The 22,394-nt window shown below is 68.0% G+C and carries 21 protein-coding genes; 12 read left to right on the top strand and 9 right to left on the bottom strand.

The genetic code is table 11. From position 1 onward, the window contains the following. Positions 1 to 272: 272 nt before the first annotated feature. From ENSA5_RS29590 to ENSA5_RS29565, 6 genes are all read left to right on the top strand, one after another. Positions 273 to 749, top strand: a complete 477-nt coding sequence (locus ENSA5_RS29590; protein WP_146156242.1) for a SpoIIAA family protein — start codon at positions 273 to 275, stop codon at positions 747 to 749. Positions 750 to 899: 150 nt separating this feature from the next. Further along, positions 900 to 2,561, top strand: a complete 1,662-nt coding sequence (locus tag ENSA5_RS29585; protein WP_106395068.1) for a DUF2330 domain-containing protein — start codon at positions 900 to 902, stop codon at positions 2,559 to 2,561. After that, positions 2,558 to 4,312 carry a DUF2330 domain-containing protein gene (locus tag ENSA5_RS29580; protein ID WP_106395067.1) on the top strand — a complete coding sequence of 585 codons (1,755 nt, stop codon included), beginning with the start codon at positions 2,558 to 2,560 and terminating at the stop codon, positions 4,310 to 4,312. Before ENSA5_RS29585 ends, ENSA5_RS29580 begins: the two co-directional genes overlap by 4 nt. Positions 4,313 to 4,319: 7 nt before the next feature. Next, the gene (locus ENSA5_RS29575; protein WP_106395066.1) at positions 4,320 to 5,963 is read left to right on the top strand and encodes a DUF2330 domain-containing protein; all 1,644 of its coding nucleotides are present in this window, start codon (positions 4,320 to 4,322) and stop codon (positions 5,961 to 5,963) included. Positions 5,964 to 5,971: 8 nt separating this feature from the next. Beyond that, a complete protein-coding gene (locus ENSA5_RS29570; RefSeq protein WP_181198283.1) occupies positions 5,972 to 8,188 on the top strand; it encodes a multiheme c-type cytochrome in 2,217 nt (738 codons plus the stop codon). A 151-nt stretch (positions 8,189 to 8,339) separates the two neighbouring features. Beyond that, on the top strand, positions 8,340 to 8,789 hold the full coding sequence (locus ENSA5_RS29565; RefSeq protein ID WP_106395064.1) for a hypothetical protein: 450 nt from the start codon (positions 8,340 to 8,342) through the stop codon (positions 8,787 to 8,789). Positions 8,790 to 9,102: 313 nt separating this feature from the next. Here the strand turns inward: ENSA5_RS29565 and ENSA5_RS29560 are convergent, their stop codons facing one another. Both ENSA5_RS29560 and ENSA5_RS29555 read right to left on the bottom strand, forming a co-directional pair. Beyond that, complete coding sequence (locus ENSA5_RS29560; RefSeq protein ID WP_106395063.1) at positions 9,103 to 9,351, bottom strand: hypothetical protein; 249 nt, start codon at positions 9,349 to 9,351, stop codon at positions 9,103 to 9,105. Then, positions 9,341 to 9,655 (bottom strand): hypothetical protein, encoded by a 315-nt coding sequence (locus tag ENSA5_RS29555; RefSeq protein WP_106395062.1) that lies wholly within the window; start codon positions 9,653 to 9,655, stop codon positions 9,341 to 9,343. The genes ENSA5_RS29560 and ENSA5_RS29555 overlap by 11 nt, the downstream gene beginning before the upstream one ends. 75 nt (positions 9,656 to 9,730) lie before the next feature. Between ENSA5_RS29555 and ENSA5_RS39425 the strand changes: the two genes are divergently transcribed. The 3 genes from ENSA5_RS39425 to ENSA5_RS38490 all read left to right on the top strand — a co-directional run bounded on the left by ENSA5_RS39425 (position 9,731) and on the right by ENSA5_RS38490 (position 11,751). After that, the gene (locus ENSA5_RS39425) at positions 9,731 to 9,862 is read left to right on the top strand and encodes a hypothetical protein (protein WP_258183050.1); all 132 of its coding nucleotides are present in this window, start codon (positions 9,731 to 9,733) and stop codon (positions 9,860 to 9,862) included. Positions 9,863 to 10,145: 283 nt separating this feature from the next. Beyond that, positions 10,146 to 10,322 (top strand): hypothetical protein, encoded by a 177-nt coding sequence (locus ENSA5_RS36495; RefSeq protein WP_181198282.1) that lies wholly within the window; start codon positions 10,146 to 10,148, stop codon positions 10,320 to 10,322. Between the two features lie 994 nt (positions 10,323 to 11,316). Next, positions 11,317 to 11,751 (top strand): AgmX/PglI C-terminal domain-containing protein, encoded by a 435-nt coding sequence (locus ENSA5_RS38490; protein ID WP_181198281.1) that lies wholly within the window; start codon positions 11,317 to 11,319, stop codon positions 11,749 to 11,751. A 438-nt stretch (positions 11,752 to 12,189) separates the two neighbouring features. Here ENSA5_RS38490 and ENSA5_RS39420 read toward each other — a convergent pair whose 3' ends face one another. From ENSA5_RS39420 to ENSA5_RS29525, 6 genes are all read right to left on the bottom strand, one after another. Continuing rightward, on the bottom strand, positions 12,190 to 12,315 hold the full coding sequence (locus ENSA5_RS39420; RefSeq protein WP_258183049.1) for a hypothetical protein: 126 nt from the start codon (positions 12,313 to 12,315) through the stop codon (positions 12,190 to 12,192). Positions 12,316 to 12,346: 31 nt separating this feature from the next. Continuing rightward, the gene (locus ENSA5_RS29545) at positions 12,347 to 12,607 is read right to left on the bottom strand and encodes a transposase (RefSeq protein WP_106395060.1); all 261 of its coding nucleotides are present in this window, start codon (positions 12,605 to 12,607) and stop codon (positions 12,347 to 12,349) included. 123 nt (positions 12,608 to 12,730) lie between these two features. Beyond that, positions 12,731 to 14,053 (bottom strand): serpin family protein, encoded by a 1,323-nt coding sequence (locus ENSA5_RS29540; RefSeq protein ID WP_106395059.1) that lies wholly within the window; start codon positions 14,051 to 14,053, stop codon positions 12,731 to 12,733. 218 nt (positions 14,054 to 14,271) lie between these two features. Beyond that, the gene (locus ENSA5_RS29535; RefSeq protein ID WP_106395058.1) at positions 14,272 to 14,829 is read right to left on the bottom strand and encodes a hypothetical protein; all 558 of its coding nucleotides are present in this window, start codon (positions 14,827 to 14,829) and stop codon (positions 14,272 to 14,274) included. A gap of 1,382 nt (positions 14,830 to 16,211) precedes the next feature. After that, positions 16,212 to 18,047, bottom strand: a complete 1,836-nt coding sequence (locus tag ENSA5_RS29530; protein WP_106395057.1) for a sulfatase-like hydrolase/transferase — start codon at positions 18,045 to 18,047, stop codon at positions 16,212 to 16,214. Then, a complete protein-coding gene (locus tag ENSA5_RS29525; RefSeq protein ID WP_146156239.1) occupies positions 18,044 to 19,672 on the bottom strand; it encodes a hypothetical protein in 1,629 nt (542 codons plus the stop codon). Before ENSA5_RS29525 ends, ENSA5_RS29530 begins: the two co-directional genes overlap by 4 nt. A 125-nt stretch (positions 19,673 to 19,797) precedes the next feature. Here ENSA5_RS29525 and ENSA5_RS38485 point away from each other — a divergent pair, with 125 nt between their 5' ends. Together ENSA5_RS38485 and ENSA5_RS29515 are read left to right on the top strand one after the other, a co-directional pair. Then, the gene (locus ENSA5_RS38485) at positions 19,798 to 20,001 is read left to right on the top strand and encodes a hypothetical protein (protein WP_106395055.1); all 204 of its coding nucleotides are present in this window, start codon (positions 19,798 to 19,800) and stop codon (positions 19,999 to 20,001) included. Between the two features lie 68 nt (positions 20,002 to 20,069). Next, positions 20,070 to 20,330, top strand: coding sequence for a hypothetical protein (locus ENSA5_RS29515; protein WP_106395054.1), 261 nt, complete (start codon positions 20,070 to 20,072; stop codon positions 20,328 to 20,330). Between the two features lie 24 nt (positions 20,331 to 20,354). Here the strand turns inward: ENSA5_RS29515 and ENSA5_RS29510 are convergent, their stop codons facing one another. Next, the gene (locus ENSA5_RS29510) at positions 20,355 to 21,269 is read right to left on the bottom strand and encodes an SPM autocatalytic domain-containing protein (protein ID WP_106395053.1); all 915 of its coding nucleotides are present in this window, start codon (positions 21,267 to 21,269) and stop codon (positions 20,355 to 20,357) included. A 520-nt stretch (positions 21,270 to 21,789) separates the two neighbouring features. On the opposite strand from ENSA5_RS29510, the gene ENSA5_RS29505 reads away from it, so the two are divergent. After that, positions 21,790 to 22,386: a translocation/assembly module TamB domain-containing protein gene (locus ENSA5_RS29505; RefSeq protein ID WP_106395052.1), complete on the top strand. Its 597-nt coding sequence runs from the start codon at positions 21,790 to 21,792 to the stop codon at positions 22,384 to 22,386. Positions 22,387 to 22,394: the final 8 nt, after the last annotated feature.

Genomic DNA, 22,394 nt, shown 5'->3' with positions numbered 1-22,394 from the left:
GCCTTTTCGCCGAGGGCTTTGTCGCCAAAACTTGCAGTACGCCCGGTACAGCGGCGTTTTGGCTTCGCGCCCTCGGCAAAAATTCCGGCGCGAGGCGACACGATGCATTGCACCCCGGGCTGCTAGCGCCGAGGGCCACATCCGGATCTGCTTTGCGACCTCGCGAGCGGTGCTCACCGAGGGACTCGCACGCATCGCTCGCGGCCTCAGCGAGATGGCGTAGCTCCAATTTTCATGTGGACGGGGCAGCACACGTGGGCAATGCTGACCACGTGATCTTCCTTGGCGGCGAAGTCGAGGTTGTGGACGGGTATGTGTTCGTCTGCAACGAGTCCGTGCCGGACGAGCTCCGCGCACGGACGATCCTCGCCGCCGTCGACGATGCCCTCGCTCAAAGCGGCAGCCGCGGGGTGTTGTTCGACACCCGCGACATGCCGGCCCCGACCGAAGCGGTCAACACAATCCTCCGAACCTGGGTCGACGCGGGCCGGCTCCACGACAAGGTCGCGCTGCTGGTCCGGTCCGACCTCAAGCGCATCGCCAGCAACATGCGCGCGATCTCTGTCGGCGTAAAAATGCGCTCGTTTCACGAGCTCGCCGAGGCCGAGGCGTGGCTGCTCGAGCCGCTGCCCCAAGCCCCCGCCAAGGCCCAGGAGCAGCCGACGCCGGCCCCCGCGAGCGACGGCCCCGCGTGCCGCTGGCGCTCCCCGCTCCTGCGCGGAGTCGTCGGCTCGGGCAACGACAAATAAAAGCGCCCTCTTGGGGTGAAGACCGCAGTCGGTGACGAGAAAGTTCTGCGTCAGCGGCGCGACACCCCGTACCATCGGGCTCCTGTCCGCGCCCGCGAGTTCACGGCGCTCATGGCTCGCCTCCGGGACACTCGAGCAAGGAAGACCCCCATGCACACCAAGCTGAAGTTCCTGACCCTGAGCGCGACGCTGGCGACCGGCGCGGGCGCGTACCTCGGCGCCGCAGCCCCGGCCGAGGCCTTCTGCGGCTTTTATGTCGCGGGCGCCGACGCCGAGCTGTTCAACGACGCGACCATGGTCGTGATGATGCGCGACGGCCAGCGCACGGTCCTGTCGATGCAAAACGACTATCAGGGCCCGCCCGAGGACTTCGCCCTGGTCATCCCGGTCCCCGTCGTGCTCCAAGAGGGCGACGTCAAGACCCTGCCCCGCGAGGTCTTCGATCACGTCGACAAGCTCGCGGCCCCGCGCCTGGTCGAGTACTGGGAGCAAGATCCCTGCGAGGCCCGACGACGACAGCGCGAGCAGCGACGCGAGCGCTTCAAAGACGAAGGCAGCGTCATGGAGTCGGCCAGCGCGCCCGGCGACTTCGGCGTGAAGATCGAGGCCGAGTTCGTGGTCGGCGAGTACGAGGTCGTGATCTTGTCGGCCGAGGACTCGACCGGCCTCGACACCTGGCTGCGCAGCGAGGACTACAACATCCCCGAGGGCGCCGAGCCGGTCCTGCGCCCCTACGTCGAAGGTGGCATGAAGTTCTTCGTCGCCAAGGTCGACGCCCAGAAGGTCGAGTTCGAGACCCGGCCCGACGGGACCAAGCAGGCGATGCTCTCGCCGCTGCGCTTTCACTACGACAGCCAGGACTTCGCGCTGCCCCTGCGCCTGGGCCTGATCAACGCCAGGGGCCCCCAGGATCTCCTCGTCCACGTGCTCGCGCCCAAGGAGCGCTACCAGGCCGCCAACTATCCCAACGTCACGATCCCGACCAACCTCGTGGTCAAGGACGAGGTCCGCGAGCGCTTCGGCCAATTCTACGTCTCGCTCTTCGATCACACCCTGGCCCAAAACCCCAAGGCCGTCGTGACCGAGTACGCGTGGTCGGCGAGCAGCTGCGATCCCTGCCCCGAGCCCGGCCTCAGCACCGAAGAGCTGATCGTGCTCGGCGCCGACGTGCTCCCGCGCTACGCCGCGGGCTTCGACGACCAGGGCCAGCTCAAACAAGACAGCGACGTCCGCTGGCAGATCTCGGGTGACTTCGTGCTCACGCGCCTCCACGCACGCTACGACAAGGACACGCTCGGCGAGGATCTGGTGTTCGAGCGGGCCAAGGGCATCGCGGGGGGTCAGGGCATGCCGGTCAACGGCAAGGTCGACCCCGAGGTCCGCGAGACCGGCGACTGGAACAGCTTCCAGGGCCGCTACGTGATCCTGCACTACTGGGAGGGCGCCGTGCGGTGCATGCGGCCGCTGTGGGATCAATGGGGCGGGCCGCCGAGCGGACACGAGGGCCAGGGCCAGGGCCAGGTCGAGGTCGCGCGGCAGCTCGCGTTCGAGTCGCGCGACGCCAAGCTGTCGAGCTTCGTGACCAGCTCGGCCCACGCTGCCTTGAAGCTCGAAGGCGAGACCCCGCCCGACGAGCGCCCCAAGCGGACCCAGCGAGCCGAGGAGAAGGCCGAGAAGGCCGAGCAGACCAAAAAGGGCTGCTCGTGCAGCGCCGAGGAGCCGGCCCCGCTCGGCGCCCTGGCCAGCGTGCTCGGGCTCGGCTTGCTCGGGCTGTCCAGGCGTCGCCGCGTGGCCGAGGGAGGCTCGCTATGAGCCCCCGCGCCCGAGTGAGCCTGGGCTTGGCGATCGCCGCCGCGATCGGCGTCGGGGTCGCGACCGCCGCGCCTCAGCCGGCCGACGCCTTCTGCGGCTTCTACGTCGCGGGCGCCGACGCGCAGCTGCTCAACGACGCGACCATGGTCGTGATGATGCGCGACGGCAAGCGCACGGTCCTGGCCATGCAAAACGACTACCAGGGCCCGCCGGAGGACTTTGCGATGGTCGTCCCGGTGCCCGTGGTCCTCGGCGAGGACGACGTCAAGACCCTCCCGCGCGAGGTCTTCGATCGCGTCGACAAGCTCGCCGCCCCGCGCCTGGTCGAGTACTGGGAGCAAGATCCCTGCGCCCCCTGGGTCGACGGAGGTTTCAGGAAACCCCGGGGCAGCGGCGCCATGCCCACGTCCGCAGTGGAAGAGGAGAGCGCCGAGGACTACGGCGTCGAGATCGAGGCCCAGTTCACCGTCGCCGAGTACGAGATCGTGATCTTGTCGGCCTCGGACTCGACCGGCCTCGACGCGTGGCTGCGCGAGAGCGGCTACCAGATCCCCGCGGGCGCCGAGCCGCTGCTGCGGCCCTACGTCGAGGGCGGCATGAAATTCTTCGTCGCCAAGGTCGACGTCGAGAAGGTCACATTCGAGCGCCAGCCCGACGGCTCCAAGCGCGCGACCTTGTCGCCGCTGCGCTTTCACTACGACAGCGATCAGTTCGCGCTGCCGATCCGCCTCGGCCTGATCAACGCCCCCAGCAAAGGGAAGGGCGAGGGCGACGGCGCCGAGGCTGGAGCCCAGGACTTGCTCGTCCACGTGCTCGCCCGGGGCAAGCGCTACCAGGTCTCGAACTACCCCAACGTCCCGATCCCGACCAACCTCGAGGTCAAGGACGCGGTCCGGGATCGCTTCGGGTCCTTTTACGTCTCGCTCTTCGATCACACCCTCGCGCAGCACCCCAAGGCCGTGGTCACCGAGTACGCGTGGTCGGCCAGCACCTGCGACCCCTGCCCCGAGCCCGCGCTGACCCTCGCCGAGCTCGTGACCCTCGGCGCCGACGTGCTCCCGGCCTACGCCGGCCAGCTCGACGGCGAGCAGATCGACCCGAGCCTGGAGGCTCGCGTGCCCAGCGAGTTCGTGCTCACGCGCCTCCACGCGCGCTACGACCAGCGCTCGCTCGGTGAGGATCTCGTGTTCGAGGAGGCCCCGGGCATCGCGGGCGGGCGCGAATTCATGCAAGAGAATGGTCAGCTCGAGCGCGGGACCCAGCCCTCGTCGCAAAACCAGTTCCAGGCCCGCTACATCATTCGCCACCCGTGGACCGGCGCGATCGAGTGCGAGAAGCCCGAGCGCGGGGTCTGGGGCGGGCCGCCGAAGAACCCCAATCAAAAGCCGCAGCCGAGCGTCGCGCGCAAGCTCGCGACGGTCGACCGCACGGCCTCGCTCGGGAGCTTCGTGACCGCGGAGTCCGGCGCGATCCTGGGCGTCGCCGCGAGCGCGACCCCAGCTTCACCGAGCGCCGACTCCGGCGAGGGCGCAACCAGCCCCGAGGCGCCCGCAGACCCCCAGACCAAGCAGCCAGACCCCCAAGCTGCCGCGCCCGCCAAGGCCGACGAGGCCGACCCCGCGGCCAAGGAGAAAGCTGACGGCGGGAGCTGTCGTTGCGACGTCGACCACGACACGCCGCTCGGCGGCCTCGGCTTCGGCCTCCTCGCGCTCACGATCTTCGCCGGCGTCCGCCGCCGCAACCACGACTGAACACGCCATGACCAAGCTTCACTCGCTCACCGGCTCCCTCGTCGGCCTCGGCCTCGCCGGGCTCGCGCTGCTCGCCGCGCCACCTTCGGCCGAGGCCTTTTGCGGCTTCTACGTCGCGGGCGCCGACGCGGCGCTCTACAACAACGCGACCATGGTCGTGATGATGCGCGACGGCAAGCGCACCGTCTTGGCCATGCAGAACAACTACCAGGGCCCGCCCGAGAATTTTGCGATGGTCGTGCCCGTGCCCGTCGTCCTCGCCGAGGACGACGTCAAGACCCTCGAGCGCGACGTCTTCGAGCGCGTCGATCAGCTCGCGGCCCCGCGCCTGGTCGAGTACTGGGAGCAAGACCCTTGCTACGAGCCGCCGCTCGACAAGGAGAGCAAGCTCAGGTTTCGGCGCAAGACGATGGCGATGGCGCCGAGCGCCGCGGCCGAGGCTGCGACGGACTACGGCGTGACGATCGAGGCCGAGTTCACCGTCGGCGAGTACGAGATCGTCGTGCTCGGGGCCCAGGACTCGACCGGCCTCGACGCGTGGCTGCGCGACAACGGCTACAAGATCCCCGAGGGCGCCGGCCCGGTGCTCGAGCCCTATGTCCAGTCGGGCATGAAATTCTTCGTCGCCAAGGTCGACGTGTCCAAGGTCGCGTTCAACGAGCAGGGCCAGGCCCAGCTCTCGCCGCTGCGCTTTCACTACGACAGCGACGAGTTCAGCCTCCCGGTCCGGCTCGGGCTGATCAACAGCAACGGCGATCAGGACCTGCTCGTCCACATCCTCGGTCAGCACAAGCGCTACGAGGTCGCCAACTACGACAACGTCACGATCCCGACCAACCTCGAGGTCAAGGACGAGACCCGCGAGCGCTTCGGGCCCTTCTACGCCTCGCTCTTCGATCACACCCTCGCCCAGAACCCCCAGGCCGTCGTCACCGAGTACGCCTGGGCCGCGTCGACCTGTGATCCCTGCCCGGTCCCGGCCTTGAGCGGCCAGGAGCTCCGGGTCCTCGGGGCCGACGTGCTCCCGAGCCTGGCCCGCTACTTTGACGATCAAGGCAAGCTGACGGACGAGTGGGGCGTGACCTCGGAGTTCACCCTCACGCGCCTCCACGCGCGCTACGACAAGGCCTCGCTCGGCGAAGATCTGGTCTTCCGCGAGGCCCCGCCGATCGTCGGCGGGCGCGAGTTCATCCGAGAAGACGGGGTCCTCGAGCGCAGCTCACGGCCGGCCGAATACGGCGAGGACAACTTCCAGGCCCGCTACATCATCCGCCACTATTGGGACGGGCCCGTGACCTGCCAAAACCCGCAGTTTGGCCGCTGGGGCGGGCCGCCGGCCAACCACCAAAGCGAGGACGGCGGCGGCATGAAGGTCGCGCGGGACCTCGCCTTCGTCGAGCGCGACGCCAAGCTCGACACCTTCGTGACCGCGGCCACGCACCGAGAGCTCGGGCTCGGCGGCGCCGCCCCTGCCACCGAGATCCCCCACGCTCGAGAGCGCGAGCGAGCGGCCCAGGGCAACGACGGCGGCAACACCAACGAGGGCGGCTGCGCGCACTGCTCGACGGCCGACGACAACCCCTGGGGCGCAGGTGCGCTCGCGGCCTTCGGGCTGCTCGGGCTGGCCGGCCTGATCCGTCGGCGGCGATGAGCATGGCGATGGCGATCGAGCGCCAGCGTTCGGGCCTGGTCCTGGCCCTCGGCCTCGTGACCACGCTCGGGTGTCGGCAGGGCGAGAGCGAGGCGCCGCGCTCGGTGCCCGCGGACGCGGACGCGAGCGCGCTCGCGATCGCGGAGGTCAGCGAAGCCCCGAGCGAGGCTGGCCCCCTCGCCGCGCCCTTCATCCACGCGGCCGCGACCAGCTTCGCCCCGGCCTCGACCGACATCGCCCCGGGCGATCACCCGCCGACCGGGGCTCAGGTCGCCGACTACGACAACTGCGCCAGCTGCCACGAGGAGATCGCCGCGCAGTGGCGGATCAGCGCCCACTCCTTCGCGAGCTTCAACAACCCGATCTACCGCCGCTCGATCGAGCGCTTCCGGGACCAAGATGACGGCCCCGCGCGCAGCCGCTTTTGCGCGGGCTGCCACGACCCCGCGCTGCTCGTCGACCGGGCCATGGACGCCGAGATCCCCGCCGCCGAGCCCCGCGCTCACGTCGGCGTCGGCTGTGTCAGCTGCCACGGCGTGGCCGAGTCGACGCCCGACGGCAACGGCAGCTACACCCTCGCGGCGTCGCCGATCCCGATCCCCGAGCTCGACGACGAGGCCAGCATCGAGCGCCACCGCGACGCCATGGGCCCCGCCCGCGAGCAGTGCGGCTCGTGCCACCGGGCCTTCCTCGGGGTCGAGACCGGCCACCCGCACCACCTCGGCGGGACCGACGAGCTCGGGCCCTGGCGCGACTCGAGCTACGCGGGCAGCAAGCTGCGCCTCGACACGCCCGTGCGAGAGCGCCACTGCGCCGACTGTCACATGCCGCGCGAGGCCGCGCCGGGCGCGACGGACCCCGCGATCGGAGCCGACGGCAAGCTCCGCTCGCACCGCTTCATCGGCGGGCACACCTGGCTCGCGGCCATGCGCGGCGACGGCGAGACCCTCGCGCGGGTCCAGGAGTTCCTGCGCGGGGTAGCGAGCGTCGACGTCGCCGCGGTCGAGCTCGACGGCGCCCGGCACCTGCTCGGGGCCGGGCTCGACCCCGCCGCCCGCGGGCGCATGGTCGTGGATCTGGTCGTCCGCAACCTCGCCGTCGGCCACCGCTTCCCCGGGGGCACCCGCGACGCCCAGGACACCTGGATCGCCCTGCGGGTGCTCGATGATCAGGGCCGCGTCGTCGCCAGCCTCGAACAAGACAGCGGCGAGGTCCATCGCCTCCGCGCGGGCGTCGTCGATGAGCACGGCCAGCTGCGCAGCGCTCGCGAGATCGAGCGCTTCCGCGCCGTGGCCTTCGATCATACGGTCGGCCCGCGCGACGCCGTGGTCGTGCGCTACGCCGTCGAGCTCCCGAGCGACGCCGTCGGTCCCCTGCACGTCGAGGCCCGGCTCCTGCACCGCAGCCGCGCCCTCGAGCTTGCCGACGAGACCTGCCGTCAGTCCAAGACCAAGCAGGGCCGCGCGTTCCTGGCCGCGACCTCGAGCCTGATCGGCCAAGACCTCGACCCTTGCGTCGAGCTGCCGGTCACCGAGATCTCTCGGGCCGCGCTGAGCTTGACCGGCGGGGGTCGAGGTCAGCCGGGCCGCCTCGATCACGAGCGCCTGTGGGAGCTCGGCGTGGCCCTCTCGCACCAGGTTCAAGAGCGGCTGCCCGAGGCCCGCGAGGCCCTCGCCGCCGCCGAGCTCGCCCTCGAGCGAGCGGAGCTCCCCGAGGCCGAGCGCGACGCCGCCAGGGCCCGGATCCTCGCCGCGCTCGGGGCCATCGCCGCGCGCCAGGGTCGAGCCGACGAGGCCCTCGAGATCGCCGATCGGATCGCCAAGCTCGCGCCCGAGCACCCCTACCCCCACCTCCTGCGTGGGCGCGCGCTGGCCAAGGTCTGGCGCTGGGAGCAGGCCGTGCCCCACCTCGAGCGAGCCCTGGCCGCGAGCCCCGGCTCGCCCAAGCTCGCGGCCGAGCTCGCGACCGCGTGCGGCAGCGCGGGCATGCACCGCCGCGCGCTCGAGGTCTCGGCCGCCGCCTTGGCCCTGCGACCGCGCGACCCGGCCTTGCTGCGTACGCAGGCCCTCGCGCTCCAGGCCCTCGAGGATCCCCGCGCAGACGCGGCGCTCGAAGCCTATTTTGTCCATCGCAAACCCGACGACCAGCCTCACCTCGCCTCAGCCTGTGGCGAGCGGGACCCCGCGTGTGCCCGCGAGCGCGTGCCTGTCCACGTCCACGAGTGAGCGTTCGCGTCGCAAGCTCACGTGGTCGTGCCGCCAGGCCGTCACTTGGTGACAGGTGCCGTCCTGCGCTCAATGGACGCGGTGCGCCCCGCCGAATGTATGACCTGAGGATGACTTGGAGTCTGGATCCCCTTTTGCTATCTCGTGCGCGATGAGCACAACCAACTCAGCTCGAGTCTTCCTTCGGTCCACCGCGCTGGGCCTGAGCCTCGCCGCCCTGTCGATGTCGCTGAGCGCGTGCAAGGCCAGCCCGTGCAGCGACAGCAACGCCGAGCTCCCGCCGAACCTCGCCAAGCTCCCCATCCTCGACGAGACGGTGTCGGTCTGCCAGGGGTCGCCGACCGAACCTGGCGTCGAGAAGGCCATGGTCATGCGCTGGGGCGACGACATCTCCTCTGTCCAAACCAAGCTCATCCTCGAGATGGACAACGCGGGCTGGGCCCAAACGAATGGATGTGGGCTCGAGAACCAGCTCTGCTTCGATAAGGGCGAGGAGTCGCTCTCGGCGCTCTTCCAGGCCGGAAAATCGAAGCAGCTCGGGCTGGACAAGCCCGCGATCATCACGAACCTGACCTGGTACGGTCCCAAGACGAACCCCTAGCAGCCCGGGGTGCTAGCAGCCCACCATCGACGCTGCGCGCCCTGGTGGGTCCGAATCGCGCGGACGACGTCGGAGTTCTGCGCGAGCGCGGGCGCCGGCGCCAGCGTGCAGGCGGCGAGGAGCGCCGAGACGAGCCTGAGCTCCCTGCGTCTTCGACTCGCGGTCCCGAGGCAGCGGCTCGTCGTCCTCCGCCTGAGACGAGTCGCTCGACATCGCGCTCGGAGCCGCATCAGGTCGCTCTCCGCAGCGATATGCGAGCGGGTGGTCGGCCGTTCGTCGAGCACCGAGCGTGGTCCTCCACCCACACGTGTGCCTACGTTGGCGTGCCCGAGCGCAGCGAGGTCGGGTCGCTCTTGAAGCGCTGCCTCAACGCCTCGCTGTATCCGTCGGTCGCGCCAGGAGCGAGCTGGGGTAGGTGGGCCAGGGCCTGAGGGGCCTTGTTGGGGTGAGGCAGCGGAAGCTTGTGGAGCTTGCCCGCGTCGGTGCCGAGTCGCTCGTGGGTCCACCTCGCAACGTCGGCGATCTCCTCGTGAGTCGGAGCACCGAACTCGTCATCTCTCACGTACACGCCATCGCCGGATCTCCGCCAGCGGGACGGCGAACACCCCTTCGAGGACCTCGTCGCGGTTCGGGATGATCACCGACTGCGGGTCCGCCTCGTACTCGACGATGCACCAGTCGTCGAGCGCAGCCGCGGCGTCCGCGTCGGTCACGAGCTCCAGCAGCACGTCGTCCTGGAGCAGGCCCGCGACGGTCGCGTGTGCGTAGGCGGCGTCGTCCGGGAGTCGACGGTCGTTGACGTACTTCGCGTCACGGGTTTCGGAGGGCTGTCCATCTTGGCGGGTTCGCGAGAAGTCTCGAGCCATCGAGTATCCTCCAGGGTAGAATGATGAGGTCGACAGTATCGCGAATGCCACTCGGCCAAGCGAGCCTACCGACCCATGCGGACCCCTGCGCCCCACCCCCCGATCACCCTGGTCAAGGGCGGGGGAGCCTTGTTCTTCTCCGCTCATTGCGTGGGCCTGCTCGCGAAGTGCGGCTACGAGCCCGAGGACTTCGGCACCTGCGAGTAGGTCCAGCGCTGCAAGGAGGACAAGAAGCATTAGGGCATCCCACGGCCTGACACCGAGGGTGCTGCGAGCGTGGCTTCGGGATTTCGTCTGGTGACGGCGCCCCTGGACCGTCAGGGTCCAACTCGAAGTTCCCACGCGGAATCCGCCGTGTGACCTGGTACGCTTGGCCCCTCGGTTCGTTCGACGGGGGCATGAAGTACGACTACGCGGTACTGACTCTCGCAAACGAGTCGCGTTCCCCCGGGTGGGTTCGCTCGACGGCAATGGTGAATGCGGCGGCTACATGTACCATATATTCGGCGAGACTCGAGGTGCGTACTCGAACTACGTCGAACATTGGCTCGACACCCAAACCGGTCACAGCGGCGCACCGATGTACATCAGCAACAACGGGGATCGCGTCATCCACCTCGTCCACGTCAAGAGCTGCGATGACCCTCGGGATTGCGGCGCCGCCTAGCAGCCCGGGGTGCAATGCATCGTGTCGCCTCGCGCCGGAATTTTCGCCGAGGGCGCGAAGCCAAAACGCCGCTGTACCGGGCGTACTGCAAGTTTTGGCGACAAAGCCATCGGCGAAAAGGCCAAGCGAGGCGGCGCGAGGCGTTGCACCCCGGGCTGCTAGCGCCTCAAGTCGGGGAGCACGAGCTCGTTTACTCGTCTTCAGGATTTGGAGAGTTACTCGTATCGCCCATGCCCGGACCAAAACGGCATGCTCGCGGCCCACGCCAAGGACGGTGCTCGTGTGGTGCCGGGACCCGTACCCGAGCCCTCCGAGCCTGCGCATCTGGGGTTGGCCTTCGACGGCAAGGTGAAGAAGCTCGTGGTTGATGCAGCGAGTGTTCGCGCATGACTCGCCGAAACGGGAGTCGGGCCAAGGCCATCCCGGGACTGGGGTTTCTTGCGAGCGTCAACACCGCGCTTGCCATGGCGACTGTTGCCCGGTCCGTCGGCGCTTGGCCTGGCCTGGCAGGACCCTCGATCCGAATGCTCCTGGCTGCCGGGTTCGTGCGCGAGGGGTGTGCGCGCGAGTGTGTGCGCAAAAACGAGGGCTACGTGGACGAGCACGTCTTCGGCCTGCTGAGGCGAGAGTGGGAGGCGAACAGGCCCGAGCAAATTTCCTGAGCCCGTTGTGGTTCTCGCCGCGAGTTTACGCTTCACAGGGGTGACGCGCTGCGGCGCCAAATCGGAGACAAAAAATGCGCAACCCATCACGAACCCCCCTCATCCTCGGAACGAGTCTGCTGGCAGTCGGAATTTGCGCGGCGTGGCTGATCGCCCGAAGCAGCGCCACACCGCCGACGGCGAGCGCCAAGTCGGCGGTCGAGCCAAAGCCCTCCTCGAAGGTCGAAGCAACCCGCTCGTTGGCCGATTCCGCGCCGAAAGTCGCCGAGCCGGCGGTCGAGCCGACCCGAGCTGTCAAGAGGCCTGTCCCCGATCGCGAGGCCAGCGCGCGGATGCGTGCCGACATCCAGCGAGCGCTCGCCCAGCGCGAGATCGCTACTTCGAGCCCGTCCAACTCCTCTGCTGCGCGCCGCGAAGGTCCCGTCGACGTCACGGAGCTGTCTGAGCAGAACCGCAAGTACCTGCGCGAGCGGGTTCAGGAGGACCTTCTGCCGCCGATGGTCGACTGCTACAACACGGCCCTCAGCGCCGATCCCCAGCTCAGCGGTACGCTGGCCCTACAATTCGCGGTGATCGGCGACCCCGAGATTGGCGGGCTCGTCGAATACGCCGAGGTCGTCTCTGAGGAGAGCACGCTGATCAGCGAGTTCATGAGCGAGTGCGTGCGCGAGTCAACGTTGGCGATGACCTTCGAAGCGCCGCCCGAAGGCGGACGATTCGAGCTCAACTATCCAATCGTGTTCGAGCCCGACGACGAAAGCGAGTGAGGACGTTATCTTTGCGCGGCCGGCATCCAACCCAGGTCATCCTCAGACCGCGACCTTGCGGACGCCCGGGACGGTTACGAGCGCCATCGGCCCGAGGAGACTCTGCTCCACCAGACCGTCGAGCCGCGACCGTCGATGCGCCACGTGGGGAGCGCGCCGATGCGCTGGCACGGCTCAGCCGTCGCGTGCTCGAGTACCTGCTCGAGCACCCGGCGCCCAAGACACATGAGCGGTGGGTGGTCGGGAGATCGTTCGCACGACTAGCAGCCCGGGGTCGACGCGGCGTCCGGTGTGGTGCCCCGAGGTGCTCAACCCCTCGCCTGGGCCAACAAACCCAACCCTGTGTGGCCGTGAAAGCCGGCCTGGCCGTGAACTCGGGCGCTGTGGTGCCGGCCAACCACGACTGCCCCCACGGCGGACGCGGGGCTCGCGGGTCGGTCAGGCGACGAGCTCGAGCTCGAGCTGGCCAGGCAGCGTCGGTCGTGGGCGCGGTGGAGCCCTCGGCCCGAGCCCGAGCTCCGCGAGGGCGCGCTCGACCTCGTCGGGGCTGTTGGCGATCTTCACGAGTCGCATGTCGCCGCGGCAGCGTTGGAGGTCATGACGTCGACGGCGAACACGCGCTGGAGCAGCCACACCCACGGGTGCTACGGACCTTGGCTCGGGCCGCGAACACGCCGAAGTAGCGCAGCATGTTGAAGTGCGGCGGAGGGATCAGCGCGACGAGGCGCGCGATGAAGTCGAGAGGATCGAGCACGACGCCGTGGGCACCGCTTCGCCACGCGCGCTTGAAGCGGTGCACGACTTGGCCCGCCCCTGCGACCTCGAGGCGCTCCTGGCAGACGGGCGGGCGCGCCATGTACCGACACAAGCCCGACGGCGCATCCAACCAGGCAGATAATAAGTGCCGTCTTCGCGGCCCGCCCCGATCTTCGGTGGCGCGGGCTCGGGCCGGTACGCCTCATGGCCGGCGTCGAGTGACCTACAGCGATGGGTCCGCCACGCTGCCGAAGAACAGCAGCGCACCGCTGCTCGGATCGGTGATCGCCATCAGGTACGGCCGGTCCAGACGCAGCTCGAGCGGGTCCCCGAACCCGCCGGTGTCGCCGACGACGATGCCCGTGGCCGCGGCGGCCTCCGTGCCCTTCTCGTCCATCTTGACCACGACCTCGTGGATCACGTCGGTGATCGAGCCGGCGGCGCCGGTTCCGGTGAAGTCACCACTAGCGATGAGCCCCAACGTCTCGAGCTGCGGGAGGATGTTCGCCTTGAAGCGCGTATCGAGCTTGGGGACGACGAGGTCGACCATCCGCGACTCCGGGGTCACGAGCGCCTCGCCGAGCGTCGTAGCGTCGAGACCCCCGACGAACGCGTTGAAATCCGTGGGCAGGATGAACGTAGCCGCGAGGCCCGTGTGAAACGGGACGGTCACGGAGACGTAGTCGGCGTTCTCGTTGGCGGACAGATCGAGCCCGTAGGCGTGCATGGCGGGGACCTCGACGGCCGGGCCATCGAGCGTCGTGAACGAGATCGGCGAGGTCAACGACTCCTCGAAGGGCTCGAGCCACGGGGTCTTGAGGTAGATGGTGTTGACCAGGACCATCGCCGTCGTGTCGCGGATCTGGCCGGAGAACAGGTCGGGGATCAGCTCGTTCGTCTTCCACCCGACCCAGTCGTTGATCAGGTCCTCGGCCCCCATGGGGTCGCCGAAGAAGTCGATGGCGTACACGCCGGTGTCGTAGTGCAGCGCGAGCCGGTCCAAGAACGAAGGCTCGGGCGTGATGCCCTCGGCCATCCACACGGAATGACCGGGGATGATGATCGTCGGATCGTGTTCTTCGCTGCCCTCGTCCTCGCGCGCGACGAGCCTCTGGAACATCCAGTTGAACATCTCCGCGTTCACGTCGAGATCGGCGTCGAAGCCGAACACGCTGGCGAAGTTGTCCAGGGTCGAGTCCACCGCGCCGAGGTAGAGCAACGAAAACGCAGAGCGGACGGAGGTCGGTGAGAAGATCACGTTCCCCGGGCCCGAAGCCGCAGTGCGCAGCTCCCCGTAGAGCGAGACGCCGACGTCGAGCTCGGCCGCGCGCCAGGCGTCGCGTACCTCGGTGGAGGGAGCCGGATCGAGGTCCGGCTCGACGTCGGAGCGGATCAGCAAGTCCGCGGCCGGGTCACCGCCCTCGCCACCGGTCTCACCGCTGCCGGCCTCGGATCCGTCCGTGTCCATCGGCATGGGGTTTCCGCTGCCGCATGCGGGCAGCGCGAGGGCAGAGGCGAGGACGAGGGCGATGCAAGAGAGGCGCATGTCCTGAATGTGCCGCGGCGAGCCGAATCGATCACGCTGGGCGGGGAGGGGGCGCGTTTGGCGTGTGGGCGCGGATAAGGCAGACAGCCGCCACAGCCCCGCGGCGGGCTCCCATTGGAAGGAGACCGTCCCGTGTCGTACTCGCTCCCAAGCTGACGGTTGGTCTCGAGGATGTGGCGCCCGCCGGATGCGGGATCGGTACGGCACGGATCGCCAGATCACCTCTCGGGCCTCGGGGGCTCCAACAGTTCAAACAGGTCCTCGAATAGCGCGAGCCTGACCGTCGGCCGGCACGTCACCGTGTGCCAGCGCGTGCCCCGCAGCTCGTCGATCGATTCGTCGAGATCCCATGCCGTCAGCTCGGTCAATCCGCCACCTTCGAGCACCGCGGAGATCTCCTCGTGTACCGCCTGCTGTTCGGCGATGAATCCGAATCCATCCGACCCGCTCAGACTCGGCTCAGTGGCGTGCGGGTGGCGATTCTGCACAGCGAAGCGATGCTGCACGGTGAACAACGGTCCAAGGCGGCTGATGCGGACGGTCGTCCCATAATCAGCGATAAAGCCTCCGTCGATCCATCGTTGGACATCCACCGTGACCCGCGCGCTCGGGGCAATGCCCTCGGCGAAGACCCGGACCGATACGAGGTCATATGACGCGAGCCGCTCGACGAGCTGCTCCACGACGGGGAGCCTGCGGCGACAGGCTTCGAGATAGGCCGCCCTGTCCGGCTCGGGCAGCAGCACATCCAGCGCCGATTTCACCGCCATGTCCATGATGGCCCCCTCCGATCGAATATCATCTCACCCGCAGGTCATGTGACCGATCAGTATACGTCTTCCCGGTCCCGCGGTTGGGGCACATCAGCGGGGCGGTTAGGGCACATCAGCGGGGGTCAGCGGGGGTCGGTGGGGTCCGAGGAGGAGCGCGATGCCCTCAAGTGGTTGAGTGCGTGTTGCTGTGCAGGTCTGGGGCGGGGGCAGAGCGCCAAGCGACGCTTCCGCATGCGCGAAGTCATGCTCGACTAGCCGTCGCTGGCCGTCGCTGCGGCTATCGCTGCGCGAGCGCACGCGAGTTCCCGTCACGCCCTTGTGGCTTCGGATCGCGTCGGGCGTCGACGACGACTTCAACGCCGACACGGAACCGTGGGATGCTTTGCAGCCGGGCGCGGCCGCCGACAACAGCGTGCAGAGGGCCATGCTGGGACTCGGAGACCCCTGACGCTGAGACCCAAGACCCTGGACGGTGTGGCCGCCAAGATGAACTTCTTGACCCCTCGGCCCGCTGGCGATACGTTGAGACCTAGCAGCCCGGGGTGCAATGCATCGTGTCGCCTCACGCCGGAATTTTTGCCGAGGGCGCGAAGCCAAAACGCCGCTGTACCGGGCGTACTGCAAGTTTTGGCGACAAAGCCCTCGGCGAAAAGGCCAAGCGAGGCGGCGCGAGGCATTGCACCCCGGGCTGCTAGTGAGCCCAATGAGCAGCATGCCCACAAAGGACGACTGGGACGCGGTTGTGTCGGCTCTTGAGGTGGGTCTGGCAGCCTTCGGTATTCCGGCTCCGCTTACTGCGGCGAGGAAGGTCGTCGGCATGATCCAACGCCACGCGACCCAAAATGGTCGAACTGAGAACGAGCACTCCGAAATAGCGAGGCTTGATCTCATGGAGGAAGCTATCGAGCCCTTGGCTGGTGCCGCACTCGAGGAACTCGATAGACTCAGGGAGTTGGAGGATGGGCAGGAAAAGATTAGGCTTGGACAAGACCAGATGGTCGAACTTCTTCGCCGAGCTCTTCCCGATCTGGGCAAGCGTGCACGCGTCGAGACAGTAGCGTCTTTGGCTCCCCCGGGCGCCGCAGAGGACGACCTGCCGGAATTCGCCTTGTGGTTCCTCGTCCAACTCTACCGAACTTGGGTCACCGACCCAGCCATTAACACCTCCATCGGACACGGCAGCCTTCGAGCGTTCATGGAGCTTGAGGACCGAGGTTTGGCTCGACACGGTGGACGCCGACAGAGCGCGTTCGTCACCCGCGAGGGGAGGCGAGTCGTCGAAGCAATGCGCGACCATATGGAGCCACGAGTCGTTCGAGTGGAGTGGGTTCCCGGCGTGCCCGGAGGTGCAAATGTCCGTGAGGCCATCGGGGGCGCCCGATCACCTACACGCTGTAGGTCGAGACCGGCGTGGTCTGCCACCCACTGGGCGTCGTGTCCGTGCTGCCGCTGGCCATCAGCGCGCTCAGATCGTCATGCACGTCCTGCCAGGTCCAGCCCTGGCTCGCGACCAACACCGTGCTGGCCGTCGGCGCCTGCACGGTGGTGTTGCCCTTGACGGTCCCGGCGAGCAGGTTGTCGGTCTCGGCCACGCCCGCGCTCGTCGAGTAGTCGTAGAATTCGAACTCCGGCTTGCTGTACCCCGGCCCGTAGTAGACCGCGTACTTGTACTGCGGCGTGACGATGCAGCGAATGTGATTGACCGGGTTCATGTTGGTCACGAACCCATCGTCAAAAGTAAACAACACGGCGGGTAGCCCGCCGGTCTTGGTCGTGGTGTAGGGCGACCACGCGTCGGGATTCCCGAGCAGCAGATCCGAATAATCGCGACCTTGAAACGCCGGCTGCGCGGTCGATGGGACGCCGGTGATCGTCGCGAGCGTCGGCAACAGATCGACGTGTCCGACGAGCTGGTCGAGGACGACGCCGCCCGAGCCGCCCCGCCGCTGCTGGTAGTAGGCGAGCAGCTGCGGGTTGCTGAACACGACCGGGACGTTGAGGGTCTCGCGGTACGCGGTGTTCTCTTTCTCGCGCAGGCCGCCGTGGGCCTGGCTCATCTCGCCGTGATCGGAGATGCGAATGATGATCGTGTTGGCGAGCAAGTCCGACGACATTGCCCCGATGATGTCGCCAGTCAGGCTGTCAGCGAGGGTCTGGAGGTAGGCGTAGAACTGAACGTACTGCGTGTCGTAAGGCGAGGTCAGCGGTCCGCCCTGAAAATTGTCGAGCAGCGTGGCCTGGGTCGAGGGCTTGGTCGTCGAGATGTCCTCGGTCTCGGTCGAGGGCGGCGAGAAGCCCGTGAACGGGGCGCTGTTGATGACCTTTGGATCGTAGTTGGCGTCGTTCTTCTTGTCGTAACCGGGGAAGCTGGGATCGACGTTGGAGGGGTAGACGAAGATGTCGTGGGGGTTGGTCAGCGCGACGACGAGGCAAAAGGGCCCGCTCGGGTTGGTGCTTTGCTGGGTCAGAAAGTCGATCGCGCTTTGCTGGGTGGCCTGGAGGCCGTCGCCATGAACCACGCGCCAGTCGTTGGCGGGCAGGGGCGCGGGTTTGGTTCCGACGGCCGGGAGACCGCCGAGGGTGTTGAGGCTCGAGGTGTCGCTCGCGGTCGGGGTCGGGCCCGAGCTGAGCTCGGTGCCCGAGTCGGGCGAGGTCCAGGCCGACCAGCTCTGGGGCCCGGCGGCGGGGTTGTTGGGGTCGTAGCTGGGGTTAGGGGTCGTGTTCCAGCCCCAGCTCTGCATCATCAGGTTGTCTTCGTTTGCCGCGTCGGACGACGCGATCGGGCGGACCGTGGCGCTGGTGATGAAAGAGGGCTGCGACTCGCCGCCGACGTCGTAGCTGTCTTTGTGGAGGTGCCACTTGCCCTTGTAGACAACCTGGTAGTTCGCGGCCGCGAGCATCGACGCGATGTTGAGGGTGCCGGACGCGACGGTCGGGAGCTGGCCGTCGGTCTGCGGCACGCCGTTGGTCTGGGGGTAGGTGCCCGTCCACAGCGTCGCGCGGCTCGGCGAGCACGCGCAGGTGCTGGTGATCGCGTTGCTGAACGCGATCCCGCCGGCCTGGAGGCTGGTCAGCGTGGGCAGGTTCACGCTGGCCCAGGGCACCGAGCCGCCCGAGCCATCGCTGACCAGCGGGAAGTGCTGGACCGCGCTTTGCTGATCCGTGATCAGGATCAGGATGTTCGGTGGGCTCGTGAACGGACCCCAGCCCGGGTAGCTCATGGCTTCGCCGCCTCGAAGGGGATCGCCCACGAGAAGTCGGTGCGCGTGACGCTGTTAAAGCACGCGTTGAGCGGGCCCGAGTCGAGCGGGGTGTTGGTCCCAAAGCCGATCGGTTTGGCGTAGGGGACGGGATAGGACAGACCGGGGACGGACCTGGCCGTCGAGTTGACCGTGCCGATCCCGTGGCAGCTCATGCAATTGCTCGACACGCCCGAGGGGGTGCCGTGGGTCTCGAGGAAGGGGTTGTAGCAGACGGTCAGCTCCGAGGGCTTGGTCACGTTGGGCTCGGCGTAGGCGGTACACATCGCGTAGTTCCTCCACTCGTCCACCACGTCCGAGGTCATGTCGCTCTTGCTGCCGGGGCAGCCGGTCGCGCCCGGGGCGTTGACGGTGACGTCGCCCTGGTCGTAGCTGCAGTCGCTCGCTGGCACGCTGTCGTCGGGCTGCCACCAAAAGGTCTGCCAGGTCCAGTTGATCGTCTCTTTGGTGTTGACGTGCATCGCGACGAGGACGGCGAAGTCCCCGGCCGCGGCCTGCTTGTTGCGCTGGGCACTGGCGAACGCGGCCGCCTCGGCCGCCGACATTGCAAAGTTGTAGATGACCGAGAGCGGGGCGTAGGAGTAGGTCGAGCAGCTCTGGGTCCCGTTGACGGCGGCGTTTTGCTGGGCCTGCTTGATCTGCTCGGGGGTCGCGGGGACCAAGGCGGTGTCCGAGGGCCCGGTGTTGGCGGGATCCAGGATCACGCAGTTGGTCCAGGTGCTCGGCGCGGGGCCGTCAGTCTGCTGAGTGCTGGCCGGGGCACCCGTGCACGCGAGGTGGGCGCTCGTGGTCTGTTTCTGGGTGATCGCGCCGCTGGTGACGGCGGTGCCGCTGTAGCCGCGCCACAGCGGAACCGCGGTCAGGCCGGTGGCCTTGACCAGGTTGAAGACCGGCTTGGTCTCCATCGCCGCCTCACCCTGGCCGCCCGAGCTCGGCGGAACATAGGGCGCCTGGACGACCGTTCGATCGATCGGCTTGGCGCTCTCGTTGTCGAAGGCCTGATTGAGCGCGGCGAGCGAGGTGGCCTGGGTGTACTCGAAGCTCGCCCCGCCCGGTCCAGGGTGCGCGGTGCTCAAATAGGTGGCCATCGCCGGGTTGAACTTGTTGAACGAGACCACCTGCGAGGGCGTGGCGCCGCCGTGGTTGGCCTGAGTCGGCGGCTTGAACGCGCGCGCCGGGCTGGTCATCGGGGCGGGCGTCTGCGTGGTGAACAGCTGCTCGTCGCCGAGCCAAGTGTCCCAGATCGGCAGGTTGATGCTGCTGTGCATCTCGCCCGAGTCCGCGGTCATGCCGGCCCAGACGTGCCAGCCGTGCTCGCGGATCTTGGTCAGCTCGCCGCCGGCGATCCAGGCCTCGATGTCCGCGCGCTGGGCCGGGAAGTCAAAGCCCGGTGGGATCGACTTGGGCGTGATCGTCGTCGCGCTCGGCTCGGTCACGCTCGGCTCGGTCGGGGTTGGATCGGTTGAGGGCTCCTCGGTCTTGGCCCCGGTCTTGGCCTTGTCGTCGGGCGGCTTGTTGCCGCCGCAGCTGGCCAGCGAGAGGATCAATGTGCCGAGGAGGGCGTGACGGATTCGAGGGTTGGACATCGAGCTACTCCTACAGTCGCGTCGGAGTCAACCCGACGTGACTTGTCAGGAGCAGAGCGCACAAAGATCGTCGCTGTCAAGCGACCGTCGAAACAGCGTAATGATCCAGTCTGTGGCGTGGAGTGATGTTTCCAGCCGGAGTCGTGGCGCACTACGACGAGCCCATATTGCTCCCCAAGCGGAAGCCGAACCAACGCGACCCCGCAGCCTGGGACGGAGCCGAGCTGGCCAAGCTGGTGCGCGAGCGGACCTCGGCTGATCCTCGTTTGGTGCAGGGCGTGGTCACGGCCGAGGATCACATCACGATGGATGTGGTGCTCACGACCTAACCTGATACAGCCACTCGCGGACCAGCCTGGTCGCCAGGCTCCGCGACACGCCCGAGAGCAACGGCTCGGTGCTCGACAACAGCGCGCTGGTCATGCTCCACGAGGGCGGCCACGGCTACGACCCCGCGTCGGCCTCGGAGAACAGCTCACACTCGACGGAGAACATGATCAGCCTGTGCGCCGGGCGTGCCGGCGGGCTGGTCGCTGGCCACCACATCCCGGCGCTTGGCTATCACCCCGTCAACGTGCTCAACACGGCGATGCGGGCGGTTGGGGTCGAGCAGGACCTCGGTGAGGTCGTGGGCACGATCGCCGGGCTGTTGGTCTGAGCGCTCACTGACGCTCACTGACGCTCACTGACATTGCAGGTGCACGTCGACGACCTCGCCGACGCGCAGCTGGCCGCCGCTGCGAAACTCGAAGCGCGCGCGCTCGCGGCCGCAGTTGGACCGGTCGTCGCAGAACTCCCGCACGAAGTAGTCGAGCGCGATCGACTCGACGCCGACCTCTGCGAGGGTGCTCAGCTCGCCGGGCAGCGAGGTCTTGTCGCCGTCCTCATCGCGCCAGACCAGGATCTCGCCGAACTGGGCGTCGCGGACGTCGATGCTGCCGTCGTGGTTGCTGTCGAGGGTGGCGAGGGCGATGAAGCCATTGTCGGCGCGCCGGCCCGAGCCGAGCACCGAGCCCGAGCCAAACAGCTCGTGGCCGCCGTCGACAAACCCGTTGTGATCGAGGTCGATCGCCAGCCACGGGTTGTCGGTCGCGGGCCAGTCGGTGTTGAGGCACATGCCCGCGCCGTCGATGTCGAACGACGCGGCGTTGCTCGCTAGCGCGACCGGGCCGGCGTCGAAGCTGAGCACGAGCGGCGTGAACGGGCACCCGGGAAAGTAGGGGACCCCGGCGGTGTCGAGCTGGCACGAGATGATGTCCCCGAGCTCACAGTCGCGCTGTTCACCGGGCAGGCACTCGTAGCTGGTCAAGCACTCGCCCCAGTAGTTGCCGAGCTCGGGGTCGAAGGCGCAAAACTGCTTGCCCTCGGCCTGCTCCGCGGTCTCGCAGGTCCGGGCCTCGCCTGCGGTCTCGCACGCTTGGATCTCGTCCTCGAGCGGGACGTCGGGGGGCACCTCGGCGTCGTCCATGTCGGCGTCATCCAGGTCGGCGTCGTCTGCACCGTCGTCGATCACGACGGTCTCGCTGTCACAGGCGGCGGAAAACACTGTGAGCCCGAGTACGAGCGGGAGCTGGATGAATCGTCGAAAATCGGTCATGGCAGCCTCTGTTGGTGATTCTGGCACAAGCTACCAACTCAAACAATAGTTTTGTTGCTTTTTAAATTCGCAGCGACTCGGGGTTGCGCAAACACCGCCCGCGGGCTTGTCGCAGGGCGGGCCGTGATGCCGCGCACGAGTGGGGGAGGACAAACTTCCGAAGCATCATCGGCGCTTCGCGTAACGGGCAACCGACTCCAAGGAGGTCGTCTCGATGCGAACCAAGACAATCGCGCTACTCACGTTTCTACTCATTCCTGCTGTCGGCTGCGAGGGCGCCACGCCGCAACCGGTGGTGAGCGATCAAGTAATCGATGTAGACGTCGGCCCAACTCATCTGTTGGGACGCTCGACTCGCTCGCCACAACGCGAGCGAGTCAAGCACATGTCTATCGTTCTCACCACGAGTCGCGCGCGAGAGCCCGCCCCCCGGTCGAGCTTGTCCCCAGTCCTCCAACCAGCGTCGCGGCGCCCACTCACCGTCGACACGCGCGCCCGTCGACGCTAGGGTGACCCGGCGATGAGCAGCGACGCAGAACACGATGACGAGCCGGAGGCCGGCACCCGCGAAGCCAGCCCCCTCGAGCTCCTCATCGAGTCGACGCCCGCGCGCGGCCCCGAGCCTGGCGTGCACTCGCTCGTGGGCATGTGCACCGACGCTCGGCACCCGACCCTCAGCGGCCGCGTGTGCGTGCGCTGGACCGACGCCAACGGTGAGCACCTGCGCTGGCTGCCGGTCCTGCACAACCTCGCGATCCGCGAGCGCGATCAAGTCTTGCTGCTGATCCCCGCCAACACCGACGGACCGGTCGTGATCGGCGTCGTCGACGGCTTCGCCAAGCGCCCGGAGCCCAGGTCGGAGCCCAAGCACACGGTCACGCTCAAGCCCGACGAGTCGATCCGCGTGGTCAGTGAAGATGGGACCGAGCTCGTTGCGATCACCCCTGGCGAGTCGGGCCCCGAGCTTCGCCTGCTCAGCGCCGACGCCGACCTGCGCCTGCCCGGCAAGCTGCGGCTGCGGGCCAAGGCCGTGACGATCGAGGCCGAAGAGGGCGGCGTCAACATCGAGGCCAACCACGACGTGAACGTGCGCGGCGAGATCGTCCACCTCAACTGAACCGAGCA

The organism is Enhygromyxa salina, assembly GCF_002994615.1.
Classification (GTDB): Bacteria; Myxococcota_A; Polyangia; order Nannocystales; family Nannocystaceae; genus Plesiocystis; species Plesiocystis salina_A.
Note: the sequence above shows the minus strand (reverse complement) of the source record. Positions and strands in the feature narration are given on the sequence as shown.

Bases quoted from the DNA above. Each gene is read 5' to 3' on its own strand.
- ENSA5_RS29580 (WP_106395067.1), top strand. From the start codon at position 2,558: ATGAGCCCCCGCGCCCGAGTGAGCCTGGGCTTGGCGATCGCCGCCGCG.
- ENSA5_RS29510 (WP_106395053.1), bottom strand. From the start codon at position 21,269: ATGACCGATTTTCGACGATTCATCCAGCTCCCGCTCGTACTCGGGCTC.
- ENSA5_RS29570 (WP_181198283.1), top strand. From the start codon at position 5,972: ATGGCGATCGAGCGCCAGCGTTCGGGCCTGGTCCTGGCCCTCGGCCTC.
- ENSA5_RS38490 (WP_181198281.1), top strand. From the start codon at position 11,317: ATGCGTGCCGACATCCAGCGAGCGCTCGCCCAGCGCGAGATCGCTACT.
- ENSA5_RS29545 (WP_106395060.1), bottom strand. From the start codon at position 12,607: ATGGCGCGCCCGCCCGTCTGCCAGGAGCGCCTCGAGGTCGCAGGGGCG.
- ENSA5_RS29555 (WP_106395062.1), bottom strand. From the start codon at position 9,655: ATGGCTCGAGACTTCTCGCGAACCCGCCAAGATGGACAGCCCTCCGAA.
- ENSA5_RS29505 (WP_106395052.1), top strand. From the start codon at position 21,790: ATGAGCAGCGACGCAGAACACGATGACGAGCCGGAGGCCGGCACCCGC.
- ENSA5_RS29585 (WP_106395068.1), top strand. From the start codon at position 900: ATGCACACCAAGCTGAAGTTCCTGACCCTGAGCGCGACGCTGGCGACC.
- ENSA5_RS38485 (WP_106395055.1), top strand. From the start codon at position 19,798: ATGTTTCCAGCCGGAGTCGTGGCGCACTACGACGAGCCCATATTGCTC.
- ENSA5_RS29540 (WP_106395059.1), bottom strand. From the start codon at position 14,053: ATGCGCCTCTCTTGCATCGCCCTCGTCCTCGCCTCTGCCCTCGCGCTG.
- ENSA5_RS29535 (WP_106395058.1), bottom strand. From the start codon at position 14,829: ATGGACATGGCGGTGAAATCGGCGCTGGATGTGCTGCTGCCCGAGCCG.
- ENSA5_RS39425 (WP_258183050.1), top strand. From the start codon at position 9,731: ATGCGGACCCCTGCGCCCCACCCCCCGATCACCCTGGTCAAGGGCGGG.
- ENSA5_RS36495 (WP_181198282.1), top strand. From the start codon at position 10,146: ATGTACCATATATTCGGCGAGACTCGAGGTGCGTACTCGAACTACGTC.
- ENSA5_RS29525 (WP_146156239.1), bottom strand. From the start codon at position 19,672: ATGTCCAACCCTCGAATCCGTCACGCCCTCCTCGGCACATTGATCCTC.
- ENSA5_RS29530 (WP_106395057.1), bottom strand. From the start codon at position 18,047: ATGAGCTACCCGGGCTGGGGTCCGTTCACGAGCCCACCGAACATCCTG.
- ENSA5_RS29565 (WP_106395064.1), top strand. From the start codon at position 8,340: ATGAGCACAACCAACTCAGCTCGAGTCTTCCTTCGGTCCACCGCGCTG.
- ENSA5_RS29575 (WP_106395066.1), top strand. From the start codon at position 4,320: ATGACCAAGCTTCACTCGCTCACCGGCTCCCTCGTCGGCCTCGGCCTC.